General features: G+C 70.6%; 14 protein-coding genes. 3 read left to right on the forward strand and 11 right to left on the reverse strand.

Annotated elements, in window-relative coordinates; genetic code table 11:
* Positions 1–49 precede the first annotated feature (49 nt).
* The 7 genes from IE217_RS28975 to IE217_RS29005 form a co-directional block, all read right to left on the reverse strand.
* Positions 50–1,255 carry an acyl-CoA dehydrogenase family protein gene (locus tag IE217_RS28975; RefSeq protein ID WP_189706047.1) on the reverse strand — a complete coding sequence of 402 codons (1,206 nt, stop codon included), beginning with the start codon at positions 1,253–1,255 and terminating at the stop codon, positions 50–52.
* 3 nt (positions 1,256–1,258) lie between these two features.
* Positions 1,259–1,771 carry a MaoC family dehydratase gene (locus IE217_RS28980; RefSeq protein ID WP_190180911.1) on the reverse strand — a complete coding sequence of 171 codons (513 nt, stop codon included), beginning with the start codon at positions 1,769–1,771 and terminating at the stop codon, positions 1,259–1,261.
* Positions 1,772–1,776: 5 nt separating this feature from the next.
* Positions 1,777–2,751 carry an HpcH/HpaI aldolase/citrate lyase family protein gene (locus IE217_RS28985; RefSeq protein WP_190180912.1) on the reverse strand — a complete coding sequence of 325 codons (975 nt, stop codon included), beginning with the start codon at positions 2,749–2,751 and terminating at the stop codon, positions 1,777–1,779.
* Entirely contained in the window at positions 2,748–4,796 is a 2,049-nt protein-coding gene (locus IE217_RS28990) for an ethylmalonyl-CoA mutase (RefSeq protein WP_190180913.1), read from the reverse strand. Before IE217_RS28990 ends, IE217_RS28985 begins: the two co-directional genes overlap by 4 nt.
* A 17-nt stretch (positions 4,797–4,813) precedes the next feature.
* Positions 4,814–6,157, reverse strand: coding sequence for a crotonyl-CoA carboxylase/reductase (gene ccrA / locus IE217_RS28995; protein ID WP_190180914.1), 1,344 nt, complete (start codon positions 6,155–6,157; stop codon positions 4,814–4,816).
* A gap of 403 nt (positions 6,158–6,560) precedes the next feature.
* Positions 6,561–7,421: a TetR family transcriptional regulator gene (locus IE217_RS29000; protein WP_190180915.1), complete on the reverse strand. Its 861-nt coding sequence runs from the start codon at positions 7,419–7,421 to the stop codon at positions 6,561–6,563.
* Positions 7,422–7,578: 157 nt separating this feature from the next.
* A complete protein-coding gene (locus IE217_RS29005; RefSeq protein ID WP_190180916.1) occupies positions 7,579–9,384 on the reverse strand; it encodes a 3-hydroxyacyl-CoA dehydrogenase family protein in 1,806 nt (601 codons plus the stop codon).
* Between the two features lie 383 nt (positions 9,385–9,767).
* Between IE217_RS29005 and IE217_RS29010 the strand changes: the two genes are divergently transcribed.
* The gene (locus IE217_RS29010) at positions 9,768–10,343 is read left to right on the forward strand and encodes an adenylosuccinate lyase (RefSeq protein ID WP_190180917.1); all 576 of its coding nucleotides are present in this window, start codon (positions 9,768–9,770) and stop codon (positions 10,341–10,343) included.
* Between the two features lie 7 nt (positions 10,344–10,350).
* On the opposite strand, the gene IE217_RS29015 is transcribed toward IE217_RS29010, so the two are convergent.
* The 4 genes from IE217_RS29015 to IE217_RS29030 form a co-directional block, all read right to left on the reverse strand.
* Positions 10,351–10,851 carry a GNAT family N-acetyltransferase gene (locus IE217_RS29015; RefSeq protein WP_190180989.1) on the reverse strand — a complete coding sequence of 167 codons (501 nt, stop codon included), beginning with the start codon at positions 10,849–10,851 and terminating at the stop codon, positions 10,351–10,353.
* Positions 10,852–10,868: 17 nt separating this feature from the next.
* The gene (locus tag IE217_RS29020) at positions 10,869–11,270 is read right to left on the reverse strand and encodes a RidA family protein (RefSeq protein ID WP_190180918.1); all 402 of its coding nucleotides are present in this window, start codon (positions 11,268–11,270) and stop codon (positions 10,869–10,871) included.
* Positions 11,271–11,319: 49 nt separating this feature from the next.
* Positions 11,320–12,924, reverse strand: a complete 1,605-nt coding sequence (locus IE217_RS29025; RefSeq protein ID WP_190180919.1) for an alpha/beta hydrolase — start codon at positions 12,922–12,924, stop codon at positions 11,320–11,322.
* A 135-nt stretch (positions 12,925–13,059) separates the two neighbouring features.
* Entirely contained in the window at positions 13,060–14,118 is a 1,059-nt protein-coding gene (locus IE217_RS29030; protein WP_190180920.1) for an Rv2578c family radical SAM protein, read from the reverse strand.
* A 168-nt stretch (positions 14,119–14,286) separates the two neighbouring features.
* On the opposite strand from IE217_RS29030, the gene IE217_RS29035 reads away from it, so the two are divergent.
* Complete coding sequence (locus tag IE217_RS29035; RefSeq protein WP_190180921.1) at positions 14,287–14,730, forward strand: SRPBCC family protein; 444 nt, start codon at positions 14,287–14,289, stop codon at positions 14,728–14,730.
* 83 nt (positions 14,731–14,813) lie between these two features.
* Entirely contained in the window at positions 14,814–17,213 is a 2,400-nt protein-coding gene (locus tag IE217_RS29040; protein ID WP_190180922.1) for an MFS transporter, read from the forward strand.
* Positions 17,214–17,219 lie beyond the last annotated feature (6 nt).

Consider the following 17,219-nt stretch of genomic DNA (forward strand, 5'->3'; position numbering starts at 1 on the left):
GGACGGGGTGTGATCTTCTTCTCGGAGAAAACACCCCGTATCCGGACATTCAGCCCTGGAAGCGGTACTCCTCGAGCAGCCTGCGACCGATGATCATTTTCTGGATCTCGGCGGTGCCCTCACCGATGAGCAGCATCGGGGCCTCGCGGTAGAGGCGCTCGATCTCGTACTCCTTGGAGAAGCCGTAGCCGCCGTGGATGCGGAAGGCGTCCTCGACGACCTCCTTGCAGTACTCCGAGGCCAGGTACTTCGCCATGCCCGCCTCGAGGTCGTTGCGCTGGCCCGAGTCCTTCTTGCGGGCCGCGTTCACCATCATGGCATGCGCGGCCTCCACCTTGGTGGCCATCTCCGCCAGCTTGAACTGGATGGCCTGGTGCTGGGCGATCTGCTTGCCGAAGGTCTGGCGCTGCTGGGCGTACTGCACGCCGAGCTCGAAGGCGCGCTGGGCGACGCCGCAGCCACGCGCCGCCACGTTCACCCGGCCGACCTCCACGCCGTCCATCATCTGGTAGAAGCCCCGGCCGGTGACGCCGCCGAGGACCCGGTCGGCCGGAACGCGCAGGCCGTCCATGATCAGCTCGGTGGTGTCGACGCCCTTGTAGCCCATCTTGTCGATCTTGCCGGGAATGGTCAGACCCGGGCGGACCTCGCCGAAACCGGGCTCCTTCTCCACCAGGAAGGTCGTCATCGACTTGTGCGGGGCCGTGCCCTCGGGGTGACCCTCGTCACTGCGCACGAGGACGGCGACGAGGGAGGAGGTGCCGCCGTTGGTCAGCCACATCTTCTGGCCGTTCAGGACGTACTCGTCGCCGTCCTTCACCGCCTTCGACGAGATCGCCGACACGTCCGAGCCCAGCGCCGGCTCCGACATCGAGAAGGCGCCCCGGATGTCGCCGAGGGCCATCCTCGGCAGGAAGTGGTCCTTCTGCTCCTGCGTGCCGTGCTGCTTGAGCATGTACGCGACGATGAAGTGGGTGTTGATGATGCCGGAGACCGACATCCAGCCGCGGGCGATCTCCTCCACGCACAGCGCGTAGGTCAGCAGCGACTCGCCCAGGCCCCCGTACTCCTCGGGGATCATCAGGCCGAACAGGCCGAGTTCCTTCAGGCCGTCGACGATCTGCTGCGGGTACTCGTCGCGGTGCTCCAGCTCGGTCGCGACCGGGATGATCTCCTTGTCGACGAAGTCCCGGACGGTGGAGACGATCTCCTGCTGGACGTCCGTGAGACCGTGGGTCTGGGCGAGTCGCGCCATGGCTTACTTCTCCTGCTGCTTGGGTTCCGGACGGCCCGGCTGCTCGCCGCCGCGCTCCTTGATGTACGTCTCGGTCGGCACCATCACCTTGCGGCGGAAGATGCACACCACGGTGCCGTCCTGCTTGTAGCCCTTGGTCTCGACGTAGACGATCCCGCGGTCGTTCTTCGACTTCGACGGCCACTTGTCGAGCACCGTCGTCTCGCCGTAGATCGTGTCGCCGTGGAACGTGGGCGCCACGTGCCTGAGCGACTCGATCTCCAGGTTGGCGATCGCCTTGCCGGACACGTCCGGTACGGACATGCCGAGCAGGAGGGAGTAGATGTAGTTGCCCACGACGACGTTCTTGCCGAAGTCCGTCGTCTTCTCCGCATAGTTGACGTCCATGTGGAGCGGGTGGTGGTTCATGGTGAGGAGACAGAACAGGTGGTCGTCGTACTCCGTGACCGTCTTGCCCGGCCAGTGCTTGTACGTCGCCCCGACCTCGAACTCCTCGTACGTGCGTCCGAACTGCATGCCGCTCAGGCCTCCGGGATCTCGAACTTGCTGGTGCGCCGCATGCCGGCGGCACGCCCCTTGCCCGCGATGACCAGGGCCATCTTGCGGCTGGCCTCGTCGATCATCTCGTCGCCGAGCATCGCCGAGCCCTTCTTGCCGCCCGCCTCGGACGTGCAGTATTCGTACGCGTCGAGGATCAGCTCGGCGTGGTCGTAGTCCTCCTGGGAGGGCGAGAACACCTCGTTGGCGGCGTCGACCTGGCCCGGGTGCAGCACCCACTTGCCGTCGAAGCCCAGCGCGGCGGCGCGGCCGGCCACCTCGCGGAAGCCGTCCACGTTGCGGATCTGCAGGTAGGGGCCGTCGATCGCCTGGAGGTCGTTGGCGCGGGCGGCCATCAGGATCTTCATCAGGATGTAGTGGTAGGCGTCCGCCGGGTAGCCGGGCGGCTGCTCGCCCACGACGAGGGACTTCATGTTGATCGACGCCATGAAGTCGGCCGGGCCGAAGATGATCGTCTCGATGCGCTGGGAGGCCTGCGCGATCTCGTTGACGTTGTTGAGGCCCTGCGCGTTCTCGATCTGCGCCTCGATGCCGATGCGGCCGACCTCGAAGCCCATCGTCTTCTCGATCTGCGTCAACAGCAGATCAAGAGCGACGACCTGCCGGGCGTCCTGGACCTTGGGCAGCATGATGCAGTCAAGATTGGGGCCGGCCCCCTCAACAACCGTCACGACGTCCCGGTACGTCCACTCGGTCGTCCAGTCATTGACGCGCACCACCCTGGTCTTGCCCGTCCAGTCGCCCTCGTTGAGGAACTTGACGATGGTGTGCCGCGCCTCGGGCTTGGCCAGCGGCGCGCACGCGTCCTCCAGGTCCAGGAACACCTGGTCGGCCGGCAGCCCCTGCGCCTTCTCCAGGAAGCGCGGGTTGGAGCCCGGTACGGCCAGGCAGGAGCGCCGTGGGCGCAGTCGGTTGACCTGGGGAGCGGGGCTGGTCATGCGGGGACCTCCAGGGGGTCGAGCTTGTTCGCTTTCCGGATCTCGTCGACGATCGCGCCGATGATCCCGGTGATGTCGAAGTCCTTCGGGGTGAACACCGCGGCCACTCCGGCGGCCCTGAGCTGCTCGGCGTCACCATTCGGGATGATGCCACCGGCGATCACCGGTATATCTGTGGCACCGGCCACACGCAGCCGCTCCAGCACGTCCGGCACCAGCTGGGCGTGCGAGCCGGAAAGGATGGACAGGCCGACCGCGTGCACGTCCTCGGCCAGGGCCGCGTCCACGATCTGCTCCGGGGTGAGCCGGATGCCCTGGTAGACCACCTCGAACCCGGCGTCGCGGGCCCGCACGGCGATCTGCTCGGCGCCGTTGGAGTGCCCGTCCAGGCCCGGCTTGCCGACCAGGAAGCGCAGCTTGCCCACGCCCAGGTCCCGTGCGGTGGCGTCCACCTTCCGGCGGACGTCGGCCAGCCCGCCGCCCTCCGCGGCGGCCACCGCGACGGGCGCGGAGGACACGCCGGTGGGAGCGCGGAACTCGCCGAACACCTCGCGCAGCGCCCCGGCCCATTCGCCGGTCGTGACGCCCGCGCGGGCGCACTCCAGGGTGGCCTCCATGAGGTTGCCGGTGCCCTTGGCCGCCTCCTTCAGCCGCTCCAGCGCCTTGCAGGGGCGCGGGTGGTTGAACGGAGGCTGGTAGCGGGTGTCCCGCCAGTTGCGCAGCGACTCGACGACGCGGGCCTCGACCGCCGGGTCGACCGTCTGGATCGCGGTGTCCAGGTCGGCCGTCAGCGGGTTCGGCTCGGTGCCCTCGAAGATGTTGACGCCGACGATCTTCTCTTGACCGGACTCAATACGGGCCCGGCGCTCGGCGTGCGAGGCGACCAGTTGCGACTTCAGGTAACCGGACTCGACGGCCGCCATCGCGCCGCCCAGCTCCTGGATGTGGTCGATCTCGGCGAACACCGCCTCGACCAGCTCGTCCACCTTCGCCTCGATCACCTTCGAGCCCTCGAAGATGTCGTCGTACTCCAGCAGGTCCGACTCGTACGCCAGCACCTGCTGGATGCGCAGCGACCACTGCTGGTCCCACGGGCGGGGCAGGCCGAGGGCCTCGTTCCAGGCCGGCAGCTGCACGGCACGCGCGCGTGCGTCCTTGGAGAGGGTGACCGCCAGCATCTCCAGCACGATCCGCTGGACGTTGTTCTCCGGCTGGGCCTCGGTCAGGCCGAGCGAGTTGACCTGGACGCCGTAGCGGAAACGGCGGTGCTTGGGGTTCTCGATGCCGTACCGCTCACGTGTGATCCGGTCCCAGATGCGGCCGAAGGCGCGCATCTTGCACATCTCCTCGATGAAGCGGACGCCCGCGTTCACGAAGAAGGAGATGCGGCCGACCACGTCGCCCATGCGCTCCTGCGGCACCTGGCCGGAGTCGCGCACGGCGTCGAGCACGGCGATCGCGGTGGACATCGCGTACGCGATCTCCTGCACCGGCGTGGCCCCGGCCTCCTGCAGGTGGTAGCTGCAGATGTTGATCGGGTTCCACTTGGGCATGTGGGAGACCGTGTACGCGATCATGTCCGTCGTCAGGCGCAGGCTCGGCCCGGGCGGGAAGACGTGCGTCCCGCGGGAGAGGTACTCCTTGACGATGTCGTTCTGGGTCGTGCCCTGAAGCTTGGTGATGTCCGCGCCCTGCTCCTCGGCGACGACCTGGTAGAGCGCCAGCAGCCACATGGCCGTGGCGTTGATCGTCATCGAGGTGTTCATCTGCTCCAGGGGGATGTCCTGGAACAGCCGGCGCATGTCACCGAGGTGTGCGACCGGCACGCCGACCCGGCCGACCTCGCCGCGGGCGAGGACGTGGTCGGAGTCGTAGCCGGTCTGCGTCGGCAGGTCGAACGCCACCGACAAACCCGTCTGACCCTTGGCGAGGTTGCGCCGGTACAGCTCGTTGGACGCCTCCGCCGTGGAGTGACCGGCGTAGGTCCGCATGAGCCACGGCCGGTCCTTCTCCCGCCTGGATGCGGCGGGCTGACGCTCTGTCATCTGTGACCTCCGCTGCCTCAGATGTTCCGGAAGCGGTTGATGGCGTCGATGTGCTGGGCGCGCATTTCCTCGTCGCGCACGCCCAGGCCCTCCTCGGGGGCCATGCACAGCACGCCGACCTTGCCCTGGTGGAGGTTGCGGTGCACGTCGTAGGCCGCCTGGCCGGTGTCCTCCAGGGAGTAGACCTTGGAGAGCGTCGGGTGGATCTTGCCCTTGGCGATGAGGCGGTTGGCCTCCCAGGCCTCGCGGTAGTTGGCGAAGTGCGAGCCGATGATCCGCTTCAGGGACATCCACAGGTAGCGGTTGTCGTACTCGTGCATGTAGCCCGAGGTGGAGGCGCAGGTGGTGATGGTGCCGCCCTTGCGGGTGACGAACACCGAGGCGCCGAAGGTCTCGCGGCCGGGGTGCTCGAAGACGATGTCGATGTCCTCGCCGCCGGTGAGCTCGCGGATGCGCTTGCCGAAGCGCTTCCACTCCTTGGGGTCCTGGGTCTGCTCGTCCTTCCAGAACTTGTAGCCCTCGGCGTTGCGGTCGATGATCGCCTCGGCGCCCATGGACCGGCAGATGTCGGCCTTCTGCGGCGAGGAGACGACACAGATCGGGGTGGCGCCGCCGGCCAGCGCGAACTGCGTGGCGTAGGAGCCGAGGCCGCCGCTCGCGCCCCAGATGAGCACGTTGTCGCCCTGCTTCATGCCGGCGCCGTTGCGGGAGACCAGCTGGCGGTAGGCGGTGGAGTTGACCAGGCCCGGGGCGGCGGCCTCCTCCCAGCTGAGGTGGGCGGGCTTCGGCATCAGCTGGTTGGACTTGACCAGGGCGATCTCGGCGAGGCCGCCGAAGTTGGTCTCGAAGCCCCAGATGCGCTGCTCGGGGTCGAGCATCGTGTCGTTGTGGCCGTCGCTCGACTCCAGCTCGACGGACAGGCAGTGCGCGACGACCTCGTCACCGGGCCGCCAGGCGTTGACGCCCGGGCCGGTGCGCAGGACGACGCCGGCGAGGTCGGAGCCGATGATGTGGTACGGCAGGTCGTGGCGCTTGGCCAGCTCGTTGGTGCGGCCGTAGCGCTCGAGGAACCCGAAGGTGGACAGGGGCTCGAAGATCGAGGTCCACACGGAGTTGTAGTTGACCGAGGAGGCCATGACGGCCACCAGGGCCTCGCCCGGGCCCAGCTCGGGCAGCGGCACCTCGTCGAGGTGGATCGACTTGCGCGGGTCCTTGTCGCGGGTCTCCAGGCCCGCGAACATCTCCGTCTCGTCCTTGTGCACGGTGATCGCGCGGTACGACTCGGGGAGCGGCAGAGCGGCGAAGTCGGCGGCGGTGGAGTCCGACGACTGGATCGCGTCCAGGATGTCCTTCACGGTCACGGTGTTGCCTCCGGCGATGAGCGCCCCGAGGGAAGGGCGCTGAGGGTTACGTCGGTGCTGCTGAGGGTTGGATGAGGGGTGCCGTCGGTTCGGCGGGGGTGGAGCTTCGGCAGCGCTTTGTGGCGCGGGAGGTGCCTGTGACGCAGGCGTCCGGGCGGACAGGCCATCGGTCTGCTGGGACGGCCCGGACCTCTTCAACGTATGACACCGCGTGTCAGCTGACAAGGCACTGAGTGCCATGAATTTCGCTCAAGCGAAATCTTTACGTAACAAATGAGCGATGATCGATCGAATCGGGTCGCAGAGGCGTGCGAAAAGGGCCTCTGACATGCCAAAACGGCCACCCCGAAGGGTGGCCGTCATCACATGGCCGACAGGGCCGGAGGGGACGGGCGAACCGCGCTCAGCGGTCCTTCAGCGCCTCCTCGATGGTCCGCATGACCTCTTCCAGAGGGGCGTCGGTGCGGGCCACCGTCACCAGGACCTCGCCCTGCCGGGAGGCCACCGCCGCGGCCTCGGGACGGGCGCCGGCGGTGGCGGTGGCGCCGGCGGTGGCGGGAGCGGCACTCGCCGGGACGGTGCCGCGGCCGGCCCCGATCCCCGTGCCGAACGTCTTGCGCACGATGGCGAAGGCGTGGTCCAGCTGCGCCTCCACGTCCCCCTGGCCGTCCGCCCGCAGCCAGCGCCGCAGCACGTGGTTGTGCGCGGTGACGACCGCCGAGGCGGCCACCTCCGCGAGCAGCGGATCGTCGTTGGCGTCGTCGGCGTGCGCCCGCTCGTCGAAGTGGCCCAGCAGATAACGCGTGAACAGACGCTCGTAGCGGGCCACCGAGGCGATCTCGGCCTCGCGCAGCGTCGGCACCTCGCGGGTCAGCTTGTAGCGGGCGACCGAGATCTCCGGCCGCGCCGCGTACATCTTCATGACCTCCTTGATGCCGCGGCACACCGTGTCGAGCGGGTGTTCGTGCGCGGGGGCGGCCTTGAGGACCGCCTCGGCGCGGATCAGGGTGTCGTCGTGGTCGGGGAAGATCGCCTCTTCCTTGGAGCGGAAGTGGCGGAAGAAGGTGCGGCGGGCGACCCCGGCCGCCGCGGCGATCTCGTCGACCGTGGTCGCCTCGTACCCCTTCGTCGCGAACAGTTCCATCGCGGCGGCCGCCAGCTCCCGTCGCATCCTGAGCCGTTGGGCGGCCGCGCGGGAGCCCGCGGCACTCTCCGGCGCGTCGGGCGTGGCTGGTGTACGTGAGGACTTGGCGGGCTGGGGCATGACCCGAACGTACTGCATCCGCGCAGCTTGGTGCGCGTGTCCCCGGTTTCCGCCGTCCCCGGCGGGGGCGGGGCCGGCCGCCGGGTCGAGCAGCCCGCCCCACTCCCGTCCCGCGCGGAACCGGTCGCCGGGCCGGTCTTCGCGCCGGTCGGGCCGGTCAGCGGCGGGCATATTCGCGGAAGCCGCGGCCCGTCTTGCGGCCGAGGCAGCCCGCGGCCACCAGGTGCTCCAGCAGCGGCGCCGGGGCCAGGCCCGGGTCGCGGAACTCGCGGTGGAGCACCTTCTCGATGGCCAGCGACACATCGAGGCCCACGACGTCCAGCAGCTCGAACGGGCCCATCGGGTAGCCACCGCCCAGCTTCATCGCCGCGTCGATGTCGTCGAGGGTCGCGTAGTGCTCCTGCACCATCTTGATCGCGTTGTTGAGGTACGGGAACAGCAGCGCGTTCACGATGAACCCGGCCCGGTCGCCGCAGTCCACGGCGTGCTTGCGGATCTTGCCGCAGACCTCGCGGACCGTGGCGTGCACGTCCTCGGCGGTGAGCACCGTGCGCACGACCTCGACGAGCTTCATCGCCGGCGCGGGGTTGAAGAAGTGCATGCCGATCACGTCCTGCGGGCGCGAGGTGGCACGGGCGCAGGCGACCACGGGCAGCGAGGAGGTGGTGGTGGCCAGCACCGCGCCCGGCTTGCAGACCTTGTCCAGCGTCGCGAACAGCTGCTGCTTGACGGCGAGGTCCTCGGCGACGGCCTCCAGGGCGAGGTCGACGTCGGCGAAGTCGTCGTAGGTGCCGGTCGCCGTGATCCGGTCCAGGGTCTGCGCGGCGGCCTCGGCGGTCATCCGGCCCTTGTCGACGGAGCGCGAAAGCGACTTGCCGATACGGGCCTTGGCGGCCTGCGCCTTCTCCGCGCTGCGCGCGGCGAGCACCACCTCGTAGCCGGCCTTGGCGAAGACCTCGGCGATGCCCGAGGCCATGGTGCCCGACCCGGCCACGCCGACCGAGCGGACCGGACGGCCGGGGGTGAGGGAGTCGCCCTCCAGCGGGGTCAGCGCGTCGCGCACGACCGTGCCGCTGCCCGGCGCCTCGTAGGTGTAGAAACCGCGGCCCGCCTTGCGGCCGGTCAGGCCGGCCTCGCTGAGCTGCTTGAGGATGGGCGCGGGGGCGTGCAGCCGGTCGTGGGACTCGGCGTACATGGCCTCGAGGACCGTGCGCGCGGTGTCGACGCCGATCAGGTCGAGCAGCGCCAGCGGGCCCATGGGCAGGCCGCAGCCGAGCCGCATCGCGGCGTCGATGTCCTCGCGGGAGGCGTACTTCGCCTCGTACATCGCGGCGGCCTGGTTGAGGTAGCCGAACAGCAGGCCGTCGGCGACGAATCCGGGCCGGTCGCCGACCGCGACGGGCTCCTTGCCGAGCTCCAGCGCGAGGTCGGTGACGGCGGCCACGGCCCCCGGCGCGGTCAGCACCGAGGAGACCACCTCGACCAGCTTCATGGCCTGCGCCGGGTTGAAGAAGTGCAGGCCGATCACGCGCTCGGGGTGGGCCGAGTCGGCGGCCAGGCGCGTCACCGACAGGGCGTTGGTGCCGGTGGCCAGGATCGCGCCGGGCCGCACGATACGGTCCAGCTCGCGGAAGATCTGCTGCTTGATCTCGTACGACTCCGGGGCCACCTCGATGACCAGGTCGGCGTCGGCGGCGGCGGTGAGGTCGGTGGAGGTGCGCACCCGGGCGAGGACGTCCGCGCGCTCCTGCCCGGTGAGGCGGCCGCGCTCGACGGCGCGGGCGGTGGAGGACTCCAGCGCGGCCACGGACTTGGCGGTCGCGGCCTCGCTGATGTCGATGCCGACGACCTCGCGGCCGGCGCGGGCGAGGACTTCGGTGATGCCGGTGCCCATGGTGCCCAGGCCGACGACGGCGATCGTCTTCAGTGGGGACAGGGGGCTGTCGGAGAGGGGAGTGGCCATCGCGGGACTCCAGGAATGAGGGTGACGACTGGGAGCGCGCCCCGTGTGCGCCGAGGAGGCGCACACGGGGGGCGGAAAACGCTGAGGGAATGCGGGTGTTGCCGGGCTGCGAGCGCACACGCCCGGATGCCTCTCGCCGCGGGCGCGCACACGCCCGGGCTGCGGCGGGATGCCGACCGGCTCTGTCCCGGAGCCGAGTCGTACTGCGGTACCTGAAGTACCGAACCGACAACACTCGCAGCGGCTGCGTCACCAGGCCACTGCAAGTCAGTGCGAGTGGGTAACTCGCTCGTCTGAGCTTAACCGGTGGGTAACGAGCGCGCCACCCCCCGACTTTGTGATGTACGTCCCGCGCGGAGGCGCGTCCTCCTAAGCTGGCCCTCGTGGACGAAGAGTTGCGATCACTCACGGACCGTGCACGGCGGGAGTCGGGCGGCTCGGCGGCGTACGAGCATCTGGCGGCCACCGGCGACCTCGACGAACTCGCCGAAGTGCTCACCGCCCCGGGACAGCCGCTGTGGGCCAGGGAACTGGCCGCGTTCCGCCTGGGAGTCGCCGGCGACCGGCGGGCCTTCGAATCCCTGGTCCTGTTCCTGAACCACCGGGACCCCGAGCGCTGCGCCGCCGCGGCCCACGCGCTGGCCCGCCTCGGCGACCCGCGCACCGCCCGCGCGGCGGCCGCCCTCGCCACCAACGAACTCCGCGTCGCCTACGCCCTGCACCCCGTACGGCTCCTCGTGGACCTGCGCGCCCCCGAGTCCGTGCCGGCCCTGATCACCACCCTCCAGCGCCGCCTGCGCCCCCACGACCCCTACCGCAGGGTCGCCCTGGCCTGCGTGGAGGGCCTGGGCGCCCTGGGTGACCCGCGGGCCCGCCCGGTCCTCTCCGAGGCCCTGGCCCACCCCTCCCTCGCGGAGGCGGCCGTCCACGCCCTGGCCCGCATCCCGCGTCAGAGGTAGGGCGGGGTCACCCCGCCAACTCCCTGACGTACCGCACCTCGGGCACGGCGACCCCGTCCGCCTCGAACGGCTCCTCGGCGCCGTCCGCTTCAAAGCCGGCCCGCTCGTAGAAGCGGCGGGCGCGCCTGTTGCCTTTCAGTACCCACAGGTACACGCGCGCGTGCCCGGCGGCGGCGCATCCGCGCACAGCCTCGTCCAGCAACGCCCGCCCGATCCCCTCGCCGACCCGTCCGGGGTCCACGTAGAGCGCGTACAACTCGGCATCCCGGGTGCGGACTTCGCCGTCCCGGTACGGGCCGTGGCACGCCCAGCCGGTGACGCCGCCGTCGTCCTCGGCGACGAGGTTCACCCCCCCGGTGTCGCCGCGCGCGAGGAGCGCGCGGCGCCGCTCCGCGTCCCGCGTCACGCTGAGCGCGTCGAGGTACGACGCCGGTATGAGGTCGCGGTAGGCGGTCTGCCAGCCGCGTATGCGGATCTCGGCCACCCGGTCGCAGTCGGCGGGGGTCATCGCCCGCACGCGCGGGTTCACTCGTCGTTCACCACCGCCAGGGCCTCGATCTCCATCAGGAACTCCGGGCGGACCAGGGCGGCCACCTGGACGGCGGAGGAGGCGGGGAGGCGGTCGTCGGGTATGTGGGCGACGCGGGCCGCGCGGATCGCGGGGAGGTGGGCCGTGTCGGTGACGAAGTAGGTGAGCTTGACCACGTCGTCGAAGCCCGCTCCGGCGGCGGCCAGGCAGCGGCGGAGGTTCTCGAAGACCTGCCGGGCCTGGGCCGCCGCGTCGCCCTCGCCGACGATCCCGCCCTCCTCGTCCAGCGGGAGCTGGCCGGAGACCGCGACGAGGCGGCCGGTGGCCATGACGACGTGGGAGTACTGGGCGGCGGGGAAGACCCCGGCGGGGGCGGTGATTCTGGTCGGCTCACTCATGCGTCCATGGTGGACCATGGGTCCGACAACGCCCGCCCCCGCCCGGGGTTCAGCCGCGGAAGCCGACCAGCTCGTGCAGCGCCGCGCCGCGCGGGGCGCCCGAACCGGACGGCGCCCCCTTGACGGTGGACGCCTTCGTGCTCAGCGGCTTCGGGTCGGGCAGCTTCTGGCACACCGCGTCGGCCACGCCCGTGTGCCCCCGCGGCACCTTGCCCTCGGCCAGGTACGCCGACAGGTACTTGTCCAGGCAGGCGTTCCCGCTCAGCGTGATGCCGTGGTTGCCGCCGCCCTGCTCGACGACCAGGCTGGAGCCGCGCAGCAGGTGATGCACCGTCACACCGCCCTCGTAGGGCGTGGCCGCGTCATTGGTCGCCTGGAACAGCAGCACCGGCCCCAGCTTGCCGTTGGCGATGTTCACCGGCCGCATCGTGGAGGTCGGCCAGAACGCGCACGGCGCATTGTACCAGGCGTTGTTCCAGGCCATGAATGGCGCCTTGTCGTACACCGCCCAGTTGTCCTCGCGCCACTGCCGCCAGTCGCGCGGCCAGGCGGCGTCGCGGCACTGCACCGCGGTGTAGACGCTGTAGCCGTTGTCCCCGGAGGCGTCCACGGCGCCGAACCTGCCGTACGCATCGACCAGCGGGCCGGTCTTCTTCTCGTTGACGTACGCGGCGAAAGCCTGCGCGAGAGAGGGCCAGTAGCCGTTGTAGTAGCCGCCCGGGATGAAGGTGTCCTCCAGCTCCGAGGCGCCGACCTTGCCGCCCGCGGGCTTCTTCGCGAGCGCCGCCCGCATCGCGTACCACTTGGCCTCGACCTTCTGCGGGTCGGTGCCGAGCTTGTACGTCGAGTCGTACTTCGCGATCCAGGCCATGAAGGCGCGGTGGCGGTCGTTGAAGGCGTAGTCCTGCTGGAGGTTGTCGTCGTACCAGACGCCGGCCGGGTCGACGATCGAGTCCAGGACGAGCCGGCGCACCCGCTCGGGGAAGAGCTTGGCGTACACCGCGCCGAGGTAGGTGCCGTAGGAGTAGCCGAAGTAGTTGATCTTCTTCGCGCCGAGCGCCCGCCGGATCGAGTCCATGTCGGTGGCGGCGTTGACCGTGTTGACGTACGGCAGCAGCTTGGCGTACTTGCGGCCGCAGGCGGCGGCGAAGGACTTCGCGCGCGCGAGGTTGGCCTTCTCCAGCGCCGCGGTGATCGGCACCGAGTCGGGCCGCACCGGCTTGAACTGGCCCGGCTTGCAGTCGAGCGCGGGAGTGCTGGCGCCCACCCCGCGCGGGTCGAAGCCGATGACGTCGTACTGGGCCGCGACCGCCTTGGGCAGCGAGGAGGCGACGAAGCCGGCGAGCGAGAGCCCGCTGCCGCCGGGACCGCCGGGGTTGACCAGCAGCGGCCCCTGGTACGTCTTCGCGGTGTGCCGGACGCGGGACAGGGCCAGCGTGATCTTCTGCCCGGACGGGTGCCGGTAGTCCAGCGGCACCTTCAAGGACCCGCACTGCATGCTCGGTTGGTCGGTGGTGCCGCACTTCTTCCAGGCGACCTTGGCGACACGGACGGCGACTGCGGAGTGCGACGTGCTCGCGTCGGCGGGGACGGCCGTGACGGAACCGGCGACCACGACGGCGGCACCGCACAGCACGGCAGCGCTTTTTCTCATGCGTGCTCCCAGGACGGAGAGGCTGCGGACCGCGGGTCTCGCGATCCTCGCCGCATCGTCCCGGAAAGCACCCCTGGAAGAACGTGTTCTGACAATTGTTGACCCAATTGGGCCGCGCGATGCGCTCGAACGATCTCAGATGAGCGAAAGTTGCACCGGTTCGGTCATCGAGGGCGTCGAGGGCGCATCCGGACGGGTTTCTTCCGGCCGTATGCGGCGCGCCATCCCCGCACGCGCGGGTCCGATGCCGTACTCGCTCGCCAGCTCGTGCACCTGACGGGTGATCCGGCGCTGGTACCACTTCGGGGCGTAAGCCCCCTCCGCGTACAGCCGCTCGTAACGGCGCACCAGGTGCGGGTGGTGCTGCCCCAGCCACGCCATGAACCACTCCCGGGCGCCCGGCCGCAGATGCAGCACCAGCGGCGTCACCGAGGTCGCCCCGGCCCGGGCGATCGCCCGCACCGTCGCGCGCAGTTGCGCCGGGTGGTCGCCGAGGAAGGGGATCACCGGCGCCATCAGCACGCCGCAGCCGATGCCGTGCTCCCCGAGGGTGCGCACGACGTCCAGGCGGCGCTCGGGCGCCGGGGTGCCCGGCTCCACCGTGCGCCACAGCTCGGTGTCGGTGAAGCCCACGGAGACCGAGATGCCGACGTCGGTGACCTCCGCCGCCTGGGTCAGCAGGTCGAGGTCGCGCAGGATCAGGGTGCCCTTGGTCAGGATCGAGAAGGGGTTCGCGCGGTCGCGCAGGGCGGTGAGGATGCCCGGCATCAGACGGTAGCGGCCCTCCGCGCGCTGGTAGCAGTCGACGTTGGTGCCCATGGCGATGTGCTCGCCCTGCCAGCGGGGCGAGGCCAGTTGCCGGCGCAGCAGGTCCGGCGCGTTCACCTTGACCACGATCTGGCTGTCGAAGCCGAGGCCGGTGTCGAGGTCCAGATAGCTGTGCGTCTTGCGGGCGAAGCAGTACACGCACGCGTGCGTGCAGCCCCGGTAGGGGTTGACCGTCCACTCGAAGGGCATGCGCGAGGCGCCCGGCACCCGGTTGATGATCGAGCGGGCCCTGATCTCGTGGAAGGTGATCCCGCGGAACTCCGGCGTGTCGAAGGTCCGGGTGGTCACCGCGTCCGCGCCGAACAGCGCGGGGTCCGCCGTGCGGCCGTGGCCGCCGGACTCCACTGTGAGGTTCTCCCAGCGCATGACGCCTCCTCGGTAGCGGTGCCTCCCGAGTGAAACACGTGTTCGAATTATCGTGCAAGTGCGCTTTCTGATCGCTTCGGACTCCGGCCGCCACCCCGATTTGGGCGCCCCCGGGCCGGGGTGGTTGGCTTGCCCCAAGTGCGGATACGGATGTCCTGGAGGAAGTCAATGGCGCAGGTCGAGGCCACTACGGAGCGGGTCGTCGCGGCTGACGCGGAGAAGGTGTTCGACGCCCTCGCCGACTACAGCGGCACCCGCGAGCGGATGCTCCCCGAGCACTTCAGCGAGTACGAGGTGCGCGAGGGCGGCGATGGCGAGGGCACCCTCGTCCACTGGAAGCTCCAGGCCACCAGCAAGCGGATCCGCGACTGCCTGATGGAGGTCACCGAGCCCACCGACGGCGAGCTCGTCGAGAAGGACCGCAACTCCTCCATGGTCACCACCTGGCGGGTCACCCCGGCGGGCGAGGGCAGCTCCCGGGTCGTGGTCACCACCACCTGGAAGGGCGCCGGCGGCATCGGCGGCTTCTTCGAGAAGACCTTCGCCCCCAAGGGCCTCGCCAGGATCTACGACGCCATGCTCGCCAGGCTGGCCGCCGAGACCGAGAAGTAGCTCCCCGCCCCGTAACTCGTCGCGCTTGTTCGTAGTTGTCGTTCAATGCGGGAATTGTGACAGGTGCGACGAGGGAGCGGTACGTGGGCGGGATCACTCTGGTGCAGGACGAACCGGTCGTGGCGCCGGCCGGCATCCCCGCCACGCCACCGGTCCCGGACCGCCGTCTCAGCCCCCGCCGTGTGCGGCTGGTCTTCTTCGGGCTGATGCTCGCGCTGCTGCTCGCCGCCCTCGACCAGATGATCGTGGCGACCGCGCTGCCCAAGGTCGTCGGCGAACTGCACGGCCTGGACCGGATGTCCTGGGCGATCACCGCCTACCTGCTCACGGCCACCGTCGGCCTGCCCGTCTACGGCAAGCTCGGCGACCTGTTCGGCCGCAAGGGCGTCTTCCAGTTCGCCATCGGCGTCTTCGTGATCGGCTCCGCGCTCGCCGGCCGGGCCGGGAGCATGGACCAGCTGATCGCCTTCCGCGCGGTCCAGGGCGTCGGCGCGGGCGGCCTCATGATCGGCGTACAGGCGATCATCGCGGACATCGTGCCGCCCCGGCAGCGCGGCCGCTTCATGGGACTGATCGGCGCCGCCTTCGGCCTCGCCTCCGTCGCCGGACCGCTGCTCGGCGGCTACTTCACCGACCACCTCTCCTGGCGGTGGTGCTTCTACGTCAACGTGCCCTTCGGCCTGGTCACCCTCGCCGTCGTCACCGTAGTGCTGAGGCTGCCGAAACCTCCCGCCAGGGGCCGCTTCGACGTCCTCGGCGCCCTGCTGCTCGCCGCGGCCTCCACCTGCCTGGTGCTCCTCACCAGCTGGGGCGGCACCGAGTACGCCTGGGGCTCCCGGGTCGTCCTCGGCCTCGGCTCGGGCGCGGCGGCCGCCGCCGTCCTCTTCCTGGTCGTCGAGCACTTCGCCGTCGAACCCCTCATCCCGCTGCGCCTGTTCAGGGACTCGGTCTTCAACGTCAGCGCCCTGGTCGGACTGGTCGTCGGCGTCGCGCTGTTCGGCGCGGCCAGCTACCTGCCCACCTTCCTGCAGATGGTCGACGGTGCCTCGGCCACCGGGTCCGGACTGCTGATGCTGCCCATGATGGGCGGCGTCGTCTGCGCGTCGATCGTCTCGGGGCAGCTCATCAGCCGCACCGGCCGCTACCGGATCCACCCGATCCTCGGCGGGGCCCTCGCCGCGACCGGCATGTGGCTGCTCTCCCGCCTGCGGACCGACACGCCACGACTGCACTACAGCCTCTGGATGGCCGTCCTCGGCGCCGGCATCGGCCTGGTCATGCCGGTCCTGGTGCTCGCCGTGCAGAACTCCGTGCGCCCCGCCGACCTCGGCACCGCGACCAGCGCCAACAACTACTTCCGCCAGATCGGCGGCAGCGTCGGCGCCGCCGTCTTCGGCACCCTGTTCGCCGGCCGGCTCACCGACGCCCTGCAAAAGCGCGTCCCCACGCGCGCGGGCGCCGCCCTGCCCGACCCCGAGTCGATCACCCCGCAGGCGGTCCACGCGCTGCCGCCGGACCTCCGCGACGCCTACATCCACGCGTACGCCGACGCCATGCCGCGGATCTTCCTCTACCTCGTGCCGGTGCTCGTCCTCGGCCTGATCATCGCCTTCTTCCTCAAGGAGAAACCCCTGGTGTCCCACAACGTCCCCGAGACCGAGACCGAGACCGAGACCGCGCCGCTGAACCCGACCGTGCCCCCGCAGGCCCGCTCGGCCCACCCCGCGGGCGTCCCCGTGTGCGGCACGGTGCAGCACCCCGACGGGACCGTGGTGCCCCGCGCGGCACTCACCCTGATCGACGTCACCGGGGCGCAGATCGGCCGCGGCGCGAGCGGCGACGACGGACGCTACGCGCTGTCCACGCCGGGCTCGGGGGCGTACGTCCTGATCGCCGCGGCGGGCGGACACCAGCCGCAGGCGGTCTCGGTGACCGTCGGCGAGCGGCCCGTCGAACTCGACGTGGTCCTCGGCGGCGCCGGGCGCCTCGCGGGCAGCGTGCGCACCGCCGACGGCAGCCCCGTGCGGGACGCCGCCGTGACGCTGACCAACGTGCACGGCGAGGTCGTCGCCTCCACCCGCAGCGGACGCGAGGGCGGGTACGCCATCACCGAGCTGGTCGCCGGGGAGTACACCCTCGCCGCCAGCGCGCCCGCCTTCCGCCCGGCCGCGCTGCCCGTCACGGTGCAGGCCGCGCGGGAGACCCGTCAGGACGTGGAGCTCGCGGGCGGCGCCGTGCTGCGCGGCACGGTGCGCGCGGGCGGCGGCCGCCCCGTCGAGGACGCGCGCGTGACCCTGCTCGACGCGGCGGGCAACGTCGTCGACACCCTCACCACCGGACCCGACGGAACGTTCCGGTTCGTCGATCTGTCCTCCGGCGAGTACACCGTGATCGCCGCCGGCTACCCGCCGGTCGCCACGGTGCTGCAGGTCGCGGGCGGTGGACGCACCGAGCGCGATCTCCAGCTCGGGCACGAGGACTGAGCTCCG

This window comes from Streptomyces naganishii JCM 4654, assembly GCF_014650575.1.
Taxonomy (GTDB): domain Bacteria; phylum Actinomycetota; class Actinomycetes; order Streptomycetales; family Streptomycetaceae; genus Streptomyces; species Streptomyces naganishii.